This is a genomic window from Lentzea sp. NPDC042327 (assembly GCF_040647275.1).
GTDB lineage: Bacteria > Actinomycetota > Actinomycetes > Mycobacteriales > Pseudonocardiaceae > Lentzea.
Window position 1 is genome coordinate 86,050 of record NZ_JBEZBX010000007.1, and the last position, 19,552, is coordinate 105,601.

Consider the following 19,552-nt stretch of genomic DNA (forward strand, 5'->3'; position numbering starts at 1 on the left):
GACGTTATACCGCCCGCGCCGCGGGTGTGCTGCTCAGCGCCGGTGCGCGGGCCGCGGCCAGCACGACCGGCAGGAGCAGCAGACCGGTCAGCGGCCACAGCCCCGCCGCGAGCTGCTGCCACACCGTCAGCCCGCCGGACAGCGGCGGCACCTCCGGCACGTCGAGCAGCGCGAACCACCGCACGGCGAACACCACGAACACCACGGCGGTGAGCACCGCCAGGCCCGGCGACCGCCGCAGGTGCGCGTGGGCCGCCAGCCACACCAGCAGCGGCACCACCCAGACCCAGTGGTGCTCCCAGCTCACCGGTGACACGAGCAGGCTGGTGACCGCCGCGGCCGAGAACCCCAGGAAGTCCGACCCCCGGCGGTGCGCGGACCGGGCCACCGCCAGGCCGCAGACCGCCACCAGCGCCAGCACGGGCAACCACGACCGGTCGAACCCCACCGTGCCCAGCGCCCTGGCCAGCGCGCCCGGCAACGACTGGTTCGGCGTCACGTACACGTCGGCCACCCGCGACGACTCCAGCACCAGCCCACCCCAGTACCGGGCCGAGTCACCCGGTGCGACGAGGAAACCGGCCGCGACCGTGCCCAGGAACGCCAGCGCCGCAGTGCGGGCCGCCGCCCACTGCCGGGTCACCAGCAGGTAGCCGATGAACAGCAACGGCGTGATCTTCAGCCCGGCCGCGATGCCGATGCCGACACCCCGCCACCGCCCCGCGCCGGGGCGGAAGTCCAGCAGCACCAGCAGGAGCAGGAACGCGTTGATCTGCCCGGCGATCAGCTGCACGCGCACCGGCAGCAGCAACGACACCAGGACCAGACCGGCGACCACGAGCAGGCCGCGGTGCCGCCGGACCCCCGCGATCCGCACCGTCAGCCACACCACCGCGCCCAGCGCGGCCAGCGACGCGGTGTTCCACAGCAGGCCCGCCGCTCCGGCCGGCAGGAACGACAGCGGCGCGAAGATCGCGGCGGCGGCCAGCGGAGGGTAGGTGTAGGACATCGGCCCGTACAGCGGCGACAGCACCACCAGGTCGTAGAGCGACCGGCCGTCGCGCACCGCCTGCCCGCTGGCCAGGTACACCTTGAGGTCCACCGTCCAGCGCAGGCCCCAGTACGGGTCGCGGGTGTAGACGGCGTGGGCGACGAGCGCCAGTGCGACCGAGGTGGCCACGACCGCTGCCACGAGAGCCGCGGGGCGGGCGAAGCGCGCCCTGGGAGCGGTGGGGGAGGCGGTGGTGCTGGGCTTGGCAGGGCTGAGCATCGGCGTGCACCCTCTCGTCCGAGACCAGAGCGCTCTCATGCTCTCGGGGCCGGCTCGAGCGCCGCTCACGTCCGCCGCTCACGTCCGCCGTTCACACCCGCCGGGCGCGCACGAAGCCCCAGCCGACGAGGGCGGCCGACAGGGCGGTGAGCGCGAGACCGCCGATCGTGACGGCCCGCTCGAACTGCGCGGTCTGCGCGGCACTCCACCCCGGCTGGGCGATGCCGCCCGCGAACAGCACCGCGAGCACCGTGCCGCTGACCGCGACCCCGGCGGCGGCGGTGACCTGCGAGGCGGTGTCGACGAGCGCCGCGCCGATCGAGGTCCGGTTCTCCGGCAGGCCCTTCAGCACGTTCACGCCCGCGACCGCGCCGACCACGCGGATGCCGATGGCGACGAGCACGAGAGCGGCCGCGACCGGCGCGTAGCCGAGCCGCCCGAGCAGCGCGTACACCGCGAGGCCCGTCACGACGCAGCTCCCGCCGAGCCACGCCGCCCGGTCCAGGCCCACCGCGCGCACGAACCGGGTGACCAGCGGGCCACCGGCGATCAGCACGACGACCTGCGGCAGCATCCCGGCCGCCGCGAGCGCGGGGGACCAGCCCCAGTCGAGCTGCAGCTGCAACGTCACGAGGTAGGTGAGACCGGCCGCCGCCAGCCCGGTCGCCGCCTTGTGCGCGAGACCGCTGGCGACCAGCGGCCGTGCGACGAGCTTGAGGTTCAGCAACGGATGGCTGGCCGTGCGCGCGCGGACGACGTACAGAACCGCTGCCACGACCGTTGCGGCGGAGGCGGTCCACGGCAGCCACGACGAGGCGCCCCGTTCGACGAAGAACGTCGGCACGACCAGGGCGAGCACGATGGTCGCGGTGCCGAGCACGCCGCCGAGGAGGTCCGCCGGGTCGCGGTGCAGCTCGGCCGCGGTGTCGGCCTCGACGCCGCGGCCGATGCAGGCGAACGCCAGCACGGAGATGGGGACGTTGACCAGCAGCAGCGCCTGCCACGGCGCCACGGTCAGCAGGGCGCCGCCGAGCGGCGGGCCGATGGCCAGGCCGACGAGACCGACCGTGGAGATCAGCGTCATCGCGCGGACGCGCAGGTCGTCGGCGCGGAACAGCCGGAAGGCCAGCGCGATCGAACCGGGTGTGGTCATCGCGGCCGCGACGCCCGTGACCGACCGCACCGCGACCAGCTCGCCCACGGACGTGACGAAGAGCGTCGCGAGGCTCGCGGCACCGAGCAGGACGAGCCCGGCGAGCATCACGCGGCGCCGCCCGACCCGGTCGGCCACGGCACCGAACACGAGCATCAGCCCGCCGAACACGACGGCGTAGGAGTTCGACACCCACTGCAGCGCGGTCGTCGAGGCGTGCAGGTCGCGGCCGATCGTGGGCAACGCGACGGTGAGGATCGAGCCGTCGAGCATCTCGAACAGGAAGACGGCGGACAGCCCGGCGAGGGCGATCCACGCCTCCCGCAGGGAACCGGGGGAGCGCAGGCGGGGCTGCGCGGTGGAGGTTGACACGAACACCGTTCTACTTACGAACGCTGTTCGTGTCAACTGTAGGCTGAGTGCCATGAACCGGAAGAGCGCCTCGGCACGCGACGAGTGGGCGGCGCAGATCGCGGCACTGGACGAGCAGCCCGCGGCGCGCAAGGAACCGATCACGGTCGGCCGCATCGTCGACACGGCCCTGCGGCTCGTGGAGACCGACGGCTACGCCTCGTTGACGATGCGCCGGGTCGCCGCCGCCCTCGACACCGGTCCGGCCTCGCTCTACGCGCACGTGCGCAACAAGGCCGAGCTCGACGACCTGCTCATCGGCGCGCTGGGCAAGCGGGTCGCGCTGCCCGCACCGGACGCCGAGCGGTGGCGGGCCCAGTTCGCCGACGTCTGCGGGCAGCTGCGCGACGAGTTCCTGCGCTACCCCGGCATCGCGCAGGCCGCGTTGTCGGCCGCGCCGAAGAACCTCGACACGCTCCGCATCACCGAGGGCATGCTCGGCATCCTGCTGGCCGGCGGCGTGGACCCGCAGGCGGCGGCGTGGACGATCGACGCGGCACTGCTGTACGTCAGCGCCTACACCGTCGAGGCGTCCCTGCGCCGGCACCCCGACGGCGGCCGGGACACGCGCGTCGTCGACCGCGCCGAGGCCCTGGCGCGGCTGCGCATGCTGCCGATGAGCCGTTTCCCGCACACCGTCGAGCACGCCGACAAGATCGGCGCCGGCGAGGGCCACGACCGGTTCGACTTCGCCCTGGAGCTGCTGCTGCGCGGCCTCTGACCACCCGGCGGACGCGATCTCGCCGCGGTGCTCCGGTTCAGGACAGGTCGGACAGGTCCAGCACGAACCGGTACCGCACGTCCCCGCGCGCCAGCCGGTCCAGTGCCTCGTTCACCCGCGCCGACGGCAGGACCTCGACGTCGGCGGTGATGCCGTGGGTGGCGCAGAACTCCAGCATGGCGGCGGTGGCGGCCAGGCCTCCGCTGCCGGCGGAGCTGAGCTTCTTGCGGCCCACCAGCAGGTCCAGCGCCTCGACCGTGATCGGGCCGAGGTGCCCGACCTGGCTGAGCGTGCCGTCCAGGGCGACCAGGCCGAGGTACGGGCTCAGGTCGTGGGCGACCGGGATGGTGTCGAGGACGACGTCGAAGCGGTCGCGGGCCGCGGCCATCTGCCCGGGGTCGGTGGAGACGACCACGTCGTGCGCGCCGAGGCGGGTGGCGTCGGTCGCGCGGTCGGCCGAGCGGGTCACCACCGCGACCTCCGCGCCCAGGGCTGCCGCGAACTTCACGGCGAGGTGGCCGAGGCCGCCCAGGCCGCTCACCGCGACCCGCGTGCCGGGGCCGACTCCCAAGGCGCGCAACGGTTCCCACACCGTGATGCCCGCGCACAGCAGCGGCGCGGCGGCGGCCGGGTCCAGGCCGGGCGGCAGAGGATGGGCGAAGCTCTCGCGCACGACGTACTCGCGGGAGAAACCGCCCAGCGTCGTCGAACCGTCGTGCCGGTCCGTGCCGCCGTAGGTCAGCGTGGGGAACTCGCGGCAGAAGTTCTCCTGTCCCGCCAGGCACATCGGGCACGTGCCGCACGAGTCGACGATGTTGCCGACCGCGACCGGGTCGCCGACGCGGAAGGCGGTCACGTCCTGGCCGGTCTCGGTGACCACGCCGGTGAACTCGTGGCCGGGCACCAGCACGGTCCCGCCGTCGTGGGCGCGCAGGGAGTGCAGGTCGGTGTGGCAGACACCGCAGTGGTCCACGCGCACCGCGATGTCGTCACGGCGCAGGTCGCGGCGGGGGATCGGGGCGGCGCGCACCGTGGTCGCGTCGTGGGCCCGCCAGCCGGTGGTGGTCCTCATGGGCTCTCCTCCAAACAGACTGTTCTGTCTATTTCACGCTAACCCCAGGCGCCCGGCAAAGCAAACCAACTGTTCTGTCTGTAGGCTGGCACCATGTCCGACCAGCGGTTGACCGCCCGCGGCGAGGCCACGCGGCAGCGCATCATCGACGTCGCCACCCGCGAGTTCGCCGAGTACGGCATCGCCGGTGCCCGCATCGAGCGGGTCGTGGCCGCGGCACGGACGAACAAGGCCCAGCTCTACGGCTACTTCGGCAGCAAGGACGGGCTGTTCGACGCGATCTTCTCCGGGTCGCTGGAGCGGATCATGGACGTCGTCCCCATCGACGCCACCGACCTCGCCGGCTGGGCCGTGCGCCTGTACGACGAGTACCTGGAGCGGCCCGACCTGATCCGGCTCGCCACCTGGGCCCGGCTGGAACGCCGCCCCACCGGCCACCTCGTCGCCGACGCCGACCGGGTGGACGCGGGCAAGCTGGAGGCCATCGCGCAGGCGCAGGCCGCGGGGCTCGTCCGCGCCGGCGAGCCGTTCGACGTGATGGCCGTGGTGATCGCCATGTCCATGGCGTGGTCGCCGGTCAGCAACGTGTACGCGGCCACCGCCGACGAAGCCGCCGAGGAGCACGAGCGGCGCCGGGCGTTCCTGCACGACAGCGTGCGCCGCGCGGTAGCGCCCTAAGACCGTCCACGTACCGGATAACGGACAACGGTCGTTCGCCCGCCGTTAGCGGTAGGTGGTGCGGTACGTGGTCGTCCCGGCCGCAGCTTTGAGTGTTGTCGGCTGCACAACCGCACTTTTACGTTCGTGGAGCGGAGCAACCGCGGTCACCACCGCGGTCCCTGAACCCGCATCCCCTGCGAAGTAAAGGTGCACGTCGATGCGCAACAAAATCATGAGGGCGGTCGCCTGCGCGGCCGCCGCGGCCGGTGTGGTGGCGATGACCGCCGGCACCGCCGCGTCGCAACCCGAGGCCGGACCCGCGATCCTGAACGCGGGTGCCTCGGACGCCGTGGCCGACCGCTACATCGTGGTGTTCAAGGGCGAGGACAACGTTGACGCCTCGGCCGCGGCGATGGTCCAGCGGTACGGCGGCACGGTGCGCAAGACCTACGACCGGGTGGTCGACGGCTACTCCGCCACCATGTCGGCGACCCAGGCCGCGAAGCTCGCCAAGGACCCGAAGGTCGCCTACGTCCAGCAGGTCAACCGGATGTCCACGATGGACACCCAGACGCCGACGCCGAACTGGGGCGTGGACCGGATCGACCAGCGTGACTACCCACTCGACAGGAGCTACAGCTACCCGTCGAGCGCGGGCCAGGGCGTGCGGATCTACATCCTCGACAGCGGCATCAACGCGAGCCACAGCGAGTTCACCGGCCGGATCGCGGCGGGCTACGACTACGTCGACGACGACCGCACGCCCCAGGACTGCAACGGCCACGGCACCCACGTCGCCGGCACCGCGGCGGGCACGAAGTACGGCGTGGCCAAGAAGGCGACGATCGTGCCGATGCGCGTGCTCAACTGCAAGGGCGACGCCTACGACGACGACATCCTCGCGGCCGCCGACTGGGTCGCCAAGAACGCCGTGAAGCCCGCGGTGGTCAACTACAGCATCGGCTGCCGCCAGCGGTGCAACACCCCCGCCATCGACAACGCCGTCAAGGCCGTCGTGGCCAGCGGCGTGCAGTGGGTGCAGGCGGCGGGCAACTCCACCGACGACTCCTGCTACTACAGCCCGCAGAAGGTCGCGGCTGCCGTCACCGTCGGCAACGCGACCTGGGAGGACGAGCGCCGCTTCGACAGCAACTACGGCTCGTGCCTGGACATCTGGGCGCCGGGCACGGACATCGTGTCGGCCTCCTACTCCAGCACCACCGGCACGGCGACGATGTCGGGCACGTCGATGGCCTCGCCGCACGTGGCGGGTGCGGCGGCGCTGTACCTGGCGCGCAACACCTCCGCCACGCCGGCGCAGGTGCGTGACGCGCTCGTGCGCAACGCGACCACCAACCGCCTGACGGGCATCGGGTCCAGCTCGCCCAACGCCCTGCTGTACACCGCGTTCCTCAACGGCGCGGCGTAACACCCCCTGAACGCACGGCGCCCGGCGAGACCAGGACTCGCCGGGCGCTGTGCCACCACGCGACCGTCCACATCGCGAACCCCGCACTTGAACTCCCGCACGAAGCCGCCGACCATACCGGGACGACGAGTTCCAGGAGGCCGGTGATGTCCCAGGAGGTCGGCCGGGAACGGCTCGCGTCGTTCGCCGAGGCGCTGGACGCCGCGATCACCGCCAGCGGGCTGACGCTCGACCGCGTCCGCCACCGGCTGGCCGAGCAGGGCACCGAGATCGGCATCGCCACCCTGAGCTACTGGCGCCGCGGCCACCGCCGCCCCGAGGGGCCGGAGTCGTTGCGCGCGGTGCAGCTGCTGGAACGGGTGCTGGGCCTGCCACCGGCCTCGCTGGTCGTGCTGCTGGGCGCGCCACGCCCGCGCGGGCGCTGGGTCACCCGGCCGGACAGCCCGCACGTCGCACCGCTCGTCGCCGAGCTCGACGACCCGGACGAGGGCCGGTGCGGGCTCGTGTCGGCGCACGACGTCTTCACCGTGCGCGCCGACCGCACCGAACGCGGTGTGCGGTCCAGGGTGGTCCTGCGCGGGCTGAGCGGACTCGTCCACCGGTACCTGGTGCGCTACGAGGCCGACGAACCGGGCACCACGCCCGCGTTGACGGCCGTCGACTTCTGCCGCGTCGGCCGCACGGTGGTCGACGCCGCCTCCGGGCTGATCGTGGCCGAGCTGCTGCTGGACCGGCCGCTCAAACCCGGCGAGCACACCGTCGTCGAGTACGGGCTGTGCGCGCCGCCCGGTCCGCCGGTCGAGTTCTACTCCCGGCGCTTGCGCAGTCCCGTCGGCGAGTACGCGCAGCTGGTCCGGTTCGAAGGCGACCCACCGGCCGGCGGGCACACGTTCCGCAAGGACGGACCGGCCGCACCCGAGCACACCACCGAGCCGCTGCACGTCGGCGCGTCCGGCACCAGCGCGCTGGTCGTCCACGACGTGCGGCCGTGCGTGGTCGGCACCCGCTGGCACTGGTGACCGGTTTTTCACAGCATTGAGGCCGCGTCCCGGCCGTGGCGGCACCTTTTTCACACAATTGGCGAGGGCGTCCCGACGTCATTGCCGCGGCGGGCCCCGCGACCCATCCTTTCGGTCGTCACAACGGTGTGACCAGGCCCGGAAGGCTCCCCTGCAATGGTTCCCCACCTCATCACCGCCCTGGCGGTCGCGTCGGCGGCCGCGCTGGCCGTCCCCCTGCCCGCGACCGCCGCCGCCGCCGAGTGCCCGCCGGCACCCGAGTCCTGTGTGGACACGGAGCTCGCGCTGGACCGGCTGCCCGCCGTCGGCGAGTCCGCGACCGCGACCCTGCACCTGCGCCCGAAGGCCCGCGTCGACCGGGCCCAGCTCGTCGTGCGGCTGCCGGCCGGGTTGCGGCTGACCGACCGCGGCGGGCTCTCCGCACCGCGCACGGCCGGGTTCGGCACGGTCGCCGAGCAGTCGATCGGCCTGACCGCCGAGCGGACCGTGCGCTTCGGCGTCACGGCCGTGCAGGCGGGTCCCGCCCAGGTCGAGGCGACCGTGCGCACCGACGCCAGGCTGCGCCCCGCCCGGTCCGCCGCGACGCTCACCGTGGCCGGACAGCCCGGTGCGTCCAGGGCCGGTGCGGACGGCGCCGACATGGCCACCGTGTCGCGGACCGCGGTCCAGGACGCGCAGGCCGCGGCGAACCAGGTCTGCGCGAAGGGCAGCTACAGCCACGCCACCCCGGACAACACGTGGAAGCCCGTCCGCAACGCCGGTGTGCGCGTCGAGGGACGCATCACGGCCGGCAGCCAGGTCACGACCTACGGCACCGGCCTGACCAGCGCCCAGGACGGCTCGTACCGCGTGTGCTTCCCCGCCACGACCACCCTGTCCCAGGTGTGGGTGCGCTTCACCGCCGACTCCGGCCTGTGGCAGGTGCGGCCGTTCACCACCAGCACGCCCTACACCAGCTACACCGCGGCCAGGACCTCGGTCGCCACCGGCACCGAGGTCGACTTCGGCGCGACCGCCCCCGCCGACTTCCAGATGCGCGGCTGGCGGGCGTTCGACACCATCACCCGCCTGTGGGGCGTGCACGGCCAGAGCCGGTGCTGGACCGGTGCCGAGACCGGGACCTGCCGCAAGCTCTCCCTCTGGTGGCACCCGGACAGCACGGTCGGCGCCCACTGGGACAACTCCGTCGCCCTCCCGGACCGCCACGTCGAGCTGGCCGCCGCCGACCCCGATTCCGAGCACCTCGTCATCCACGAGGCCGGGCACGGGCTGATGGACGTGCTCCACCAGGGGTGGTGGCCGCGGGACGACTGCCCCAGCCCGCACTACCCGAACCGGGTCAGCGGCACGAACTGCGGGTGGACCGAGGGCTTCGCCAACGCACTGGCCGGCTACGTCATGGGCGACGGCAAGTACGTCTACGTCAACGGCGTCGAGGTCGACCTGATGAACACCCGCTGGTTCGACCCGTCCCAGCCGACCTCGGCCACCAACCTGCAGAACGGCGACCAGGTGGAGGCCAGGGTGGCGGGCGCGCTGATCCGGCTGTGGCGCGAGGTCGACAACGGGCCGGTGCGCACGTTCGACAGCCTCGCCGGCAACCGCACCAGCAACCTCCGCGAGTGGTTCCTCTCCCGCAGGCCCGCCGCCGGGCTGGACGTGTCCGCGTCGACCCGCAACCTCGTCTACCGGCACACGATCGACTACCGCAGCGCGTAGGCGGTGAGCGCGGGACGTCGCCGGTGGGCTCACGGCGGCGTCCCGCGCTGCCGGGTTTCCGGCGGATTCTGCTCCCGCGCATCCCGTTCCGGCCCCGGGCGCCTCTACACCGGTGAACGCACGTTCGTCCGGAGGGACCACATGCCAGGAGCCCAGTCGTCGTCCACCCCCGCGGCCCTGGTGGGCCGTGCCGCCGAGCTGGGCCTGCTGCGGGCCGCCGTCGTGGGGCGCAGACCGGCGCTGGTGCAGGTGGAGGGCGAGGCGGGGGTCGGCAAGAGCCGGCTGGTGCGGGAGCTGGTCGCGGCCGTCGCGCCGGTGCTGCCGACCGTGCTGACCGGGCGGTGCCAGCGCACGCCGGAACCGTTCGTGCTGGGGCCGGTGCTGGAGGCGTTGCGCGGGCTGCGCGGGGTGCTGGCCGGTGGCGGGCTGTCGCCGGTCACCGCCGCGCTGCGGGCCGTCGTGCCGGAGCTCGCGGACGTGCTGCCGGCACCGGTCACCGCCGCCGACCCGCGGTTCGACCGGCACCTGCTGTTCCGGGCGGTCCGCGAGGTGCTCGCGGTCGCGGGACCGGCGGTGCTCGTCGTCGAGGACCTGCACTGGGCCGACGAGGCGACGCTGGCGTTCCTGCGGTTCCTGCTGTCCGACCCGCCGGCGCGGCTGGCGGTCGTGATCACGTTCCGGCGCGAGGACGTGACCGGCGGGATGCCGCTGGGGACCGCGTTCCGGCCGGCCGCCGGGGTGACGACGGAGATCGTCGAGCTGGCGCCGCTGGACGTCGCGCAGGTCGGTGAGCTGGCCGCGGCGGTCCTGGGGGTGCCCGCGGTGGGCGAGGCGGTCGCCGCCGAGCTGCACGGACGCACGGCGGGGCTGCCGTTCGTCGTCGAGGAGGCCATCCGCGGTCACGGTGCGGGCCACGGCGGGGTGCCGGTGCTGGTGCGGGAGTCCGTGGCGGAACGGGTCGCGGCGCTCACGCCCGACGCGCGCCGGCTGGTCCGCGCGGCCTCGGTGTTCACCGAGCCGGTCACCGCGGAGCAGCTCGGCGAGGTGGCGGACCTGGCAGGACAGCGGCTGCGCGCGGCGGTGGACGAGGCGCTGGCCCGCCCGGTGCTGCACCAGACGGGGGAGAACACCTACTGGTTCCGGCACGCGCTGGCCCGGCAGGCCGTGTACTGCGCCGTCGGCGTCATGCACCGCACCGAGCTGCACGCGCGGGCGGTCCGGTCGCTGGCCGCGGCCGACCCGCCACCGCTGGTGCAGCTGGCCGAGCACAGCCGCCTCGCCCACCGGCGCGACGAGTGGCTCACCTACGGCGAACGGGCCGCCGACCAGGCACTGGCCTCCGCCGACGCCACGACCGCCACCGCGTTGCTGCGGCTGCTGCTCGCCGAGGCGTCGCTGTCCGGTGCCGACGTCGACCGGTTGGGTGCCAAGCTGGGGGAGGCGTCGCTGCTGGGCCTGGACGTCGCCGCCTCGGTGGCGGTGCTCAAACCGCTGCTGGCCGACGAACGGCTCTCGCCCGCCGCGCGCGGTGAGGTGCGGATGCACCTGGGGCTGCTGCTGGCCCGCCAGTCCGACACCCTCGCCGAGGGCCGCGCGCAGCTGGAGTTCGCCGTCGACGACCTGGCAGGGCGCCCGGAGCTGGCCGCGAAGTGCGTGAGCGCGCTGGCCCAGCCGTTCAACGGCGACGCGCCGCTGCCGTCGCTGACCAGGTGGCTGCGCGAGGCCGACGCCATCGCCGGTCGCTGCGAGGACGGTGAGCTGCGCATCTCGCTCGTTGCCAACGTTGTCGGCTCCCTCGTGGCGGTCGGCGACCGGGCGGTGCTCGACCGGCTCGACAGCCTGCCGCGGGCGGGCCGCACCCTCGGCGAACAGCGCCAGGTCGCGCGGGCGCACTGCAACCTCGCCGACTCGCTCACCATCGTCGGCCGCTTCGACCAGGCGGGCGACCACCTGCGGTTCGGCACGCAGGCGGCACGGGACAGCGGCGCGCGGTACGTGCTGAGCACCGCGCACAGCACCGAGGTGCGGCTCGCCTGGTTCACCGGCGAGTGGGACGGGCTGGCCGAACGGGCGGCGGCGCTGCTGGCCGAGCACCGCGGGCTGGTGGCGGTGGCGGGCGAGCTGCACCTGGTGCTGGGCCTGCTCGCACTGGCCCGCGGCCAGTGGGCCGCCGCCGCGGCGCACCTGGAGCAGACCGGGGTGCGCACCCCGCGCGACGCCGTCACCCCGGTCGCGCTCGCCGGCAGCGCCGGTCTGGTCCGGCTCGCGCTGCGCGACGACGTGGCACGGGCCGGCCACGAAGCCGACGCGGGGCTCGCACTCGCGCGGCGCAAGCAGGTGTGGGCGTGGGCGGGAGAGCTGGCCGAGGCGGCGGTCGACGCCTACCTGGCCGCTGACCGCGTCCACGACGCCAGGGACGTCGTGCGCGACCTGGAGGAGGGCATCGCACAGGCGGCCGCACCGCTGGCCGCCGCCGCGCTGCACTCCTGCCGGGGCGCCCTCGCCGCGCACACCGGCGGTGACGGGACACCGTGCTTCACCGCCGCCGCCCGCGCCTACGAGGACTGCCGGGCCCCCTACCTCGCGGCACTGGCGTGGGAACGGGCCGGCTCGCACCTGCTGCGCCGCGGTGGCAGCGCCGCGATCACCGCCTACACCCGCTGCGCCGACCGGTTCGAAGCGCTCGACGCCTCCCACGACGCGGCCCGCTGCCGCCACCTGCTGCGCGGCCTGGGCGCGGTCACCCCGTCCCGGCGCGGCAGCCGCGGCTACGGCGACGACCTCTCGCCGCGGGAACGGGAGGTGGCGCGGCTGCTGGTCGCCGGGCTCACGAACAACGAGATCGCCGAGGTGCTGTTCCTGTCACCGCGGACCGTCGAGCAGCACACGTCGAGCGTGCTGCGGAAGCTCGGGCTGGGCTCGCGGCGGGACATCCGGTCCGCGCACCTGGCCTGAGCACGCTCACCGGACCGCCGCGCTCGGCCTCGACGGGGTGCCGGCGTTGGCCGGAGGCCGTTCTGCGATGCGGTGCCCGCCGGACCCGGCGCGACCGCGGTCCGTGCGCGTCCGTTCAGCGCCGCTCGGACGGTCTGGACGTGGACGGGCCGCCGCGCTCGGCGGCGGCCCGGACGACCACCCTCGGCCTCGACGGCGAGCACGGCCCGCACCCGAGCTGAGACCACCGGCGAGAACCGCGTCAGCCGGTGGGCGCGGAGGACGGTGGCTCCTCCGCCGGCGAGGACACCGGTGCCACCGGCTCCGGCCGCGGCGCGGTCGTCTCCGGGGTCGTCGGCGCTGCCGGGGCCGGCCGGGGAGCACCGTTGCTGACCGACAGCGTCACCGCCGTGCCGCGGATCGCGATCCCCTGCGGCGACTGGGAGATCACCGAGCCGGACGGCTTCGTCGAGCTGACCGACACCGTCGACACCTGGTACCCGGCCTCGCGCAGCATCGCCGTCGCCTTCTCCAGGTCCGCGCCCACCACGTCCGGGATCTTCTGCTGCTGGTCGCCGTGCCGGTAGCGGTCCTCCACCTCCGGCAGCGGCTTCTCCGGCAGGTCCGCGTGCACCGTCATCATCGTCTGGTACCAGGTGGCCGCGGGAGCCGTGCCGCCGTAGATGTTGCCCTCCGGGCACAGCCGCGGCGGGCCCGAGCTGATGCAGATGCCCTGCGGCGAGGTGCTGTCGTTGAACACCTGCACGGCACCCGCGTAGTCGGGGGTCGCGCCGATGTACGCGGCGGACTTGTACTCCTCGGTCGTGCCGGTCTTGCCCATCATCGGGCGCGTCCAGCCCGCCTGGCGCGCGGCGTACGCCGTGGTGCCCATGCCCTTGTTGTCCTCGCTCAGGCCGACGGCCAGCGCGTTGGCGAGCGGTTCGGCCACGGCCTGCTCGCACGGCGGCTTGACCAGCTCCACGGGCTTGCCGTCGCGGTCGTAGACCTTGCGCACCGGCGTGGGCTTGCACCACTTGCCGCCGCTCATGATCGTCGCGGCGACGTTCGCGAGCTCCAGGGTGCTCGACGGGGCCGGGCCGAGGGTGAACGACGCGTTGGCGTTGGCCTTGTAGTACTCGGCCTGGGAGACGCGCAGCTCCTTGACGGCCTTGGGGTCCGGTGCCACACCGGCGATGTTCGTGGCCATCGTCTTGCGCATCCCCAGCCGGGAGGCCATGTCCACCACCGCGTCCAGGCCCGTCTTCTCCTCCAGGATCACGAACGCCGTGTTCGGCGAGGTCGCGAGTGCCTGGCGCAACGGCATCTGCGGCGGGTAGCGGTCGTTGTGGTTCGACAGGCAGTACCAGTAGGTGTTCGGCTCCCCGGTCGACGGGCAGGACGCCGCGCCGCCCTTGAACACCCGCGAGGTGTAGGAGTTGGGGGAGGGGATGACCGTGTCGATGCCGATGCCCTTCTCCAGCGCGGCGGCCGCGGTGAACACCTTGTACACCGAGCCCGTGCCGAACTTGTTCTCCACACCGCTGGGCAGGTCGAACTGGGTCTGGAACTTCTCCTTGTCGAGGCCGTAGTCGCGGTTGGCCACCAGCGCCACGACCTCGTGGGAGTCCTTGCCGGGCTTGACGATCGCCATGGTGTTGGCCACGCCCGGCGTGTTCTTGGGCGCCTGCGCCTCGACCGCCTGCTTGGCCTGCTCGGTGATCTTCGGGTCCAGCGTGGTCTCGATGCGGTACCCGCCGATCTTGAGCTCCTCCAGGTTGAACCCGGCCTCGGTCAGGTACTCGATGAGGAACGAGCAGAAGAATCCGTGCGACGGCCCGGCGCCGACGCACCCGGTCTGCAGCGGACGGACGGGTTCCTGCAGCCCGAGGGGCGCGGCCTTGTGCCGTTCGGCCTCCTCCTTGGGCAGCTTGTTCTCCGCCACCATCGCGTCGATGACGATGTTCCTGCGCTGCAGGGCCTTGTCCGGCCGCGCCTCCGGGTCGAGCGCGGTCGGGCTGTTGACCATGCCGGCGAGCGTGGCCGACTGCGTGACCGTCAGCTTGTCCGGCGTCGTGTCGAAGTACGCCTGCGCGGCGGCACCGATGCCGAAGATCGTCGAACCGAACGGCACCAGGTCGAGGTAGCGGGAGAGGATCTCGTCCTTGCTCAGCGCCACCTCCAGCCCCACCGCGATCCGCGCCTCCCGCAGCTTGCGGGACAGGCTCTGCTCCTGCGCGTCCTGCTGCGCGCCCTTGTCGGTGCGGGCCAGCACGTGCACGAGGTAGTTCTTCACGTACTGCTGGGTCAGCGTCGACGCGCCCTGCTCCACCTCACCGCTGGCGTTGTTGCGCGCGGCGGCCCGCAGCGTCGCGAGCCAGTCGACGCCGTTGTGCTCGTAGAACCTGCGGTCCTCGATCGCGAACAACGCGTCCTTCATGTGCGACGAGATCTTGTCCGGTGGCGTGCGCACCCGGTACTGGTCGTACAGGTACGCGATCGGCGTGCCGTCCTTGTCCACCACCGTCGTCATCAACGGCGGCTGGGTGTTCAGCATCTGGGCCAGTGTGGACTTCACCTGGTCGCTGATCCGGTTCGACACCGTGCCGATCGTCCCGGCGGCCGGGAAGAGGAGCCCCGCCACCAGAAGGCCGGCCGCCAGGCACAGCCCGGCGAGCTTTCCGACGCACGAAGCGATCCTCCTGCGGTCCACTGTCGACTCCCCTCGATGGTTCGGCCTCCGACGGTTACCCGCCGTCCCCGTGATCAGGCGCCCGCTTCGAATGAACCCGGTTCACGAAACCGGTCACCGAGAGTGCTTTCCGGGCCGTCCGTCCACCCGCTCGTGTCAACCCGTGGGTGTCCGGTTTTTCCGTTACCGGCACGGGTAGCTGGCCATCAGACGATTCACACACGGGGAGGAAGTCCAATGCCGTCGCAACCAAGTGCTGGCCACCTCGTACTTCGCGCCGCCGCGGTCGCGCTGGTCGTGGGCGCGCTGTGCACCGCGCCCGCACAGGCGTCAGAAGGCGCCGAGGACCACTTCGCGGGCTCGCAGATCGCCAAGCACGAGGGCACCGGCGAGATGCTCATGACACCACCGGACCTCGGCGTGGGCCGGGTGGACGGGATCGACGTCAGCAGCCACCAGGGTGCCGTCGACTGGGGACACTGGTGGAACAACGGCAAGCGGTTCGCCTACATCAAGGCCACCGAGGGGACGAACTACAAGAACCCCAACTTCACCCAGCAGTACAACGGTTCCTACAACGTCGGCATGACCAGGGGCGCCTACCACTTCGCGTTGCCCGACCGCTCCGACGGCGCCACGCAGGCGCGGTACTTCGTCGCGAACGGCGGCGGCTGGTCGCGTGACGGCCGCACGCTCCCGGGAACGCTCGACATCGAGTACAACCCCTACGGCGGCGACACCTGCTACGGCCTGAGCCCCGCCGCGATGGTGGGCTGGATCAAGAGCTTCAGCGACACCTACCAGGCGCTCACCAAGCGCTGGCCGGTGATCTACACCTCGACGCTGTGGTGGGACAGGTGCACCGGCCGCACCGGTGACTTCAGCTCCACGAACCCGTTGTGGGTGGCCAGGTACGCGCCCTCGGTGGGCCCGATGCCGTTCCAGTGGCCGTTCCACACGATCTGGCAGTTCACGTCCTCACCGATCGACCAGAACGTCTTCAACGGCGGCGCCGACCGGCTAGCCGCACTGGCCACAGGATGAGCCATGAGCCTCTCGGCAAGCAGGTCGAACCTCATCTTGCTCGTGTTCCTCGCCGTGGTCTTCGCGGTGTCGTCGACACTCGTGGTGATCTCGGTGGTGCACATCGAGCGAACCGGCCTCGTGGTCGAGGGGATCGAGGACGGGTCAGTCGTGCCCGTCTCGGCGATGCGCAACGTCAGCGTCTCCGCGAGCGACCCCAGCGTGCTGAACGAGGTGGAGGTCCTCGTCGACGACACCGTGGTCGCGACCCGACGGGTCGGCGAACGGCTGGTGCTGAACGAGGTCAAGCTCGCGGAGGGCGACCACGTGCTGGTCGTCCGCGCCCCCAGCCCGACGTCGCTGTCGCTGACCGCGGAGGTCGCGTTCGAGTTCACCGTGGACAACACCTCGGAACCGTGGCGGGCCGGGCTCCAGGTGAGCACGCCCGCCGGCGGCTCCTGACAGGTGCCGGGTCTGTGCCGAGGTCCCGTTCGACGGGCGTCCCGCCCGTGCTCCCGGGCCGCCTCAGGCGTCGGCGGTCTCCGCGCACGCCACCACGGCGCGCGCGAGGTCGGCCGCGCGGTGCATCGCCTCCGCGTAGAGCGCCATCAGGCCCAGCGACTCGACGTGCCCGGCCAGCTCGCCGGTGTCGGCCACGTCGAGCCGGGTCTGCGCGGTGGCGCGCACGATCGAGGCCGTGGCGGCACCCATCCGCTGCGACAGCGCGGCGATGGCGCGCATGACGTCCTCGGCGTCGGCAGGGCTGATCGGCACCTCGGTGTCGTCGCCGACCAGGAGCCGCCCGAGGTCGGCGTCCCACGTGGCCGCCGCCGTGCACAGGGCGGTCGTGAACGGCCGCCAGTCGGCGTTGTCGAGTGCTCCGTGTTCGCTCACCGCATCCACCTCCAACCGGATTTGAACCGGGATACCCGAGGGTCACCGCCCTGCGCCCCCGTGACGGATGAACCGTCCACCAGAATTGATGACACTCCGTGAGGAATTCACTAGAGCGAGTGCATACCTGGTCCGGAACGACTGAATGGCCAGGTCGCGGGTACCTGCCGACCACGACACGACCACAGCCCACGTTCAGGGAAAGGACAGGGGCAATGGCTATCGACGAACTCCTGAACGAGGGCCACGACGGCTTCCGCACCCGCTGGCCCGGCTACGACCGCGCGCAGGTCGACGAGGCGTTCGCCCGCCTCGAGGAACAGCTGGAGGTCGCCTGCGCCGACCGCGACGCCGCCCTCGCCACCGCGGAGGACCTCGCCCGGCACCTCGAGGAAGCCCGCTCGGAGCTCACCGAGTACCGCATGATCCACGCGGGGCACAGCAAGGAGAACGCCGTCTCCGGCTGCATCCGCTACCTGCTGCACGTCGCCCGCCGCAAGGCGGAGGAGATCGAGACCGACGCCCGCGCCCGCGCCGAGAACGCCGTGCAGCGCGCCGAGGAGGCCGCCGGCCGGCACGCCCGGCTCCTCGACGAGACCGAGCAGGAGACCCAGCGCCGCCTCGCGGAGGCGAGCCAGCGCGCCCGGCAGATCGTGGGAGAGGCGCTGGAGCAGTCCCGCTCCCTGCTCGCCGCTCTCGGGGAACGGCAACGGTTGCTGGACCAGTGGTACACCGAGCTGGCGACCGTGCAGGGCCTGCCACTGCCCCGGCAGGCGGAACCGGAGCGGAAGCCGGGGGAGCAGGCACGTGCCGCGTGGGAGGAGCCCGGGCTGGGGGAGGCCGGGGTGGACGAGTCGCGCCGGGACGAGTTCCGGCGGGGCGGGGACGACCGGACCGAGTCCGGGATGGACGGTTCCCGCCGGGACGAGCTCGCGCGGAGTGGGATCGGCCGGGGTGGGTCCGGAGTGGACGAGCTCCGGCGAGGTGAGTCCGGGGTGGGTGAGTCCGGTGTGGACGAACCCGGGTCGGGGAAGACCGGACGGGCGGAGCCGGGGCGGGTGAGGCCGGGTTCGACCGAGCTCGCACCGGCTGCGCTTGTGCGGACCGAGGCCGAGGACGCGAAGCCCGCGGTGGTGCGGCGCAGGCTGCGCAGGTCGGCGCTGGCCGAGCCCGCGTGGGCTGAGGTCGCGGTTCCCGAGCCCGCACAGGCCGAGTCGACGCTGACGATGGCCGCGTTGACCGAGCCCGCGGCTCCCGAGTCCGCGCCGCTCGAGTCGACGCTGACCATGGCCGCGGCGACCGAGTCCGCGTCGATCGAGCCCGCATCGGCTGGGACCGCGCTGGCCGCGGCTGCGCCGTCCGCGCCGCTCGACTCCGCTCCGGCCATGGCCGCGCTGACCGAGACCACCCCGGGCCTGCCCCTGCTGGACGAGCCCGCACCCGCGCCGGCCGAGTCGACGCTGGCCGACCCGGCCCTGGTCGAGAAGCTGTTCACCCACCCCGCACCGACCGACATCGCCCAGCCCGACACCGCTCAGTCCGACGCCGCACCGGCCGAGACGACGCTGGCCGACCCGGCCCTGGTCGAGAAGCTGTTCACCCACCCTGCCCAGCCCGACACCGCTCAGTCCGATGTCGCTCAGTCCGACGCCGCACCGGCCGACTCCACGGCCACCGAACCCGGCGCAGAACCCGGCACCGAGCCTGGCGCCGAACTCGACGCCGACCCCGCGTCCGGCCCCGCCGCCGTCACCGCGCCGCCCGAGGCGCCCGCCGAGACCACCCGCACCACCACCGACCCGCTGAGCGTGACCCGATGACCGCCATCGCCGACCGCCCCACCACCGACGACCTCACCACCGACAACCTCACCGCCGACCCGGCCGACGTCACCGCCACCTGCGTCGTCGTCGACCTCCAGGACTGCGGCGGCACGGGCGTCCGCTGGGCGGCCACGTGCGCCGAGGCGCTGGGCGTCGGCCTGGTGGTGCGGGCCGGGAACGCCCCGCACCGCGTGGCACAGCTCCTGGAGGGCCACCCGGACCTGACCGTCCACGTCGAACACCCCGACCAGCCGCCCGCGCGCTGGGAAGGCGGCCTGGTGGTCATCTCCCGCGCGACCGCCCAGGCCGCGCCGCCGCTCGCCGGACGGGACTGCCGCGACGTCGTGGTGGTGTGCGGGGAACCTGCCGCGCTCGCGGGGCGCTACGGTGTCGTGACCGCGGTCATCGACCCAGTGGGCGGTGAAGGTGTGCTGCGGCGGGCGGTCGCGCACTGCCGGGCGCGCCGGGCCACGCGCTTGCGGGTGCTGACGCGGCCGTACGCCGGTGTCGTCGACTCGCTCGACGCCGCCGACGTCGTCCACTCCGCGTGCCCGGACGTCATCGTCGAGCTGGTGCACGAGACCAGGTCCGTCGACGACGAGACCCGGCTCTACCCGAGCGACCTGCTCGTGGTGTCCGGGCGGGAACGCGGGCCGGCGGAGGGTCTGCAACCGGCCGCGCTCGCGGCACTGCACCGCGCGCCCTGCCCGGTGCTGTTCAGCTGCTCATGACGGG

At 73.1% G+C, this 19,552-nt stretch carries 15 protein-coding genes; 10 read left to right on the forward strand and 5 right to left on the reverse strand.

All coding sequences use genetic code 11. The annotated features are described in order from the left end of the window. Positions 1–4: 4 nt before the first annotated feature. Both AB0A63_RS19435 and AB0A63_RS19440 read right to left on the reverse strand, forming a co-directional pair. Positions 5–1,270: a glycosyltransferase 87 family protein gene (locus tag AB0A63_RS19435; protein ID WP_360392911.1), complete on the reverse strand. Its 1,266-nt coding sequence runs from the start codon at positions 1,268–1,270 to the stop codon at positions 5–7. A 91-nt stretch (positions 1,271–1,361) separates the two neighbouring features. Beyond that, positions 1,362–2,795 (reverse strand): MFS transporter, encoded by a 1,434-nt coding sequence (locus tag AB0A63_RS19440; protein ID WP_360392914.1) that lies wholly within the window; start codon positions 2,793–2,795, stop codon positions 1,362–1,364. A 52-nt stretch (positions 2,796–2,847) separates the two neighbouring features. Here AB0A63_RS19440 and AB0A63_RS19445 point away from each other — a divergent pair, with 52 nt between their 5' ends. Next, a complete protein-coding gene (locus tag AB0A63_RS19445) occupies positions 2,848–3,555 on the forward strand; it encodes a TetR/AcrR family transcriptional regulator (protein ID WP_360392916.1) in 708 nt (235 codons plus the stop codon). Positions 3,556–3,592: 37 nt separating this feature from the next. On the opposite strand, the gene AB0A63_RS19450 is transcribed toward AB0A63_RS19445, so the two are convergent. Next, a complete protein-coding gene (locus tag AB0A63_RS19450) occupies positions 3,593–4,627 on the reverse strand; it encodes an NAD(P)-dependent alcohol dehydrogenase (RefSeq protein ID WP_360392919.1) in 1,035 nt (344 codons plus the stop codon). Positions 4,628–4,720: 93 nt separating this feature from the next. On the opposite strand from AB0A63_RS19450, the gene AB0A63_RS19455 reads away from it, so the two are divergent. From AB0A63_RS19455 to AB0A63_RS19475, 5 genes are all read left to right on the forward strand, one after another. Next, positions 4,721–5,305, forward strand: coding sequence for a TetR family transcriptional regulator (locus AB0A63_RS19455; protein ID WP_360392922.1), 585 nt, complete (start codon positions 4,721–4,723; stop codon positions 5,303–5,305). A gap of 199 nt (positions 5,306–5,504) precedes the next feature. Beyond that, on the forward strand, positions 5,505–6,716 hold the full coding sequence (locus AB0A63_RS19460) for a S8 family peptidase (protein WP_360392924.1): 1,212 nt from the start codon (positions 5,505–5,507) through the stop codon (positions 6,714–6,716). A 146-nt stretch (positions 6,717–6,862) separates the two neighbouring features. Beyond that, a complete protein-coding gene (locus AB0A63_RS19465; RefSeq protein WP_360392927.1) occupies positions 6,863–7,735 on the forward strand; it encodes an XRE family transcriptional regulator in 873 nt (290 codons plus the stop codon). A gap of 156 nt (positions 7,736–7,891) precedes the next feature. Next, on the forward strand, positions 7,892–9,454 hold the full coding sequence (locus AB0A63_RS19470) for a hypothetical protein (protein ID WP_360392930.1): 1,563 nt from the start codon (positions 7,892–7,894) through the stop codon (positions 9,452–9,454). A 141-nt stretch (positions 9,455–9,595) separates the two neighbouring features. Beyond that, the gene (locus AB0A63_RS19475) at positions 9,596–12,409 is read left to right on the forward strand and encodes an AAA family ATPase (RefSeq protein WP_360392933.1); all 2,814 of its coding nucleotides are present in this window, start codon (positions 9,596–9,598) and stop codon (positions 12,407–12,409) included. Positions 12,410–12,650: 241 nt separating this feature from the next. Here AB0A63_RS19475 and AB0A63_RS19480 read toward each other — a convergent pair whose 3' ends face one another. After that, positions 12,651–15,098, reverse strand: a complete 2,448-nt coding sequence (locus AB0A63_RS19480) for a penicillin-binding protein (protein ID WP_360392936.1) — start codon at positions 15,096–15,098, stop codon at positions 12,651–12,653. Positions 15,099–15,314: 216 nt separating this feature from the next. On the opposite strand from AB0A63_RS19480, the gene AB0A63_RS19485 reads away from it, so the two are divergent. Beyond that, positions 15,315–16,121, forward strand: coding sequence for a lysozyme (locus tag AB0A63_RS19485; protein ID WP_360392938.1), 807 nt, complete (start codon positions 15,315–15,317; stop codon positions 16,119–16,121). Positions 16,122–16,124: 3 nt separating this feature from the next. After that, entirely contained in the window at positions 16,125–16,562 is a 438-nt protein-coding gene (locus tag AB0A63_RS19490; RefSeq protein WP_360392940.1) for a hypothetical protein, read from the forward strand. Between the two features lie 63 nt (positions 16,563–16,625). On the opposite strand, the gene AB0A63_RS19495 is transcribed toward AB0A63_RS19490, so the two are convergent. Beyond that, entirely contained in the window at positions 16,626–16,994 is a 369-nt protein-coding gene (locus AB0A63_RS19495; RefSeq protein ID WP_360392943.1) for a hypothetical protein, read from the reverse strand. 215 nt (positions 16,995–17,209) lie between these two features. Between AB0A63_RS19495 and AB0A63_RS19500 the strand changes: the two genes are divergently transcribed. Then, positions 17,210–18,814, forward strand: coding sequence for a hypothetical protein (locus AB0A63_RS19500; RefSeq protein ID WP_360392945.1), 1,605 nt, complete (start codon positions 17,210–17,212; stop codon positions 18,812–18,814). Beyond that, the gene (locus AB0A63_RS19505) at positions 18,811–19,548 is read left to right on the forward strand and encodes a hypothetical protein (protein WP_360392947.1); all 738 of its coding nucleotides are present in this window, start codon (positions 18,811–18,813) and stop codon (positions 19,546–19,548) included. The genes AB0A63_RS19500 and AB0A63_RS19505 overlap by 4 nt, the downstream gene beginning before the upstream one ends. The last annotated feature ends 4 nt before the right edge of the window (positions 19,549–19,552 follow it).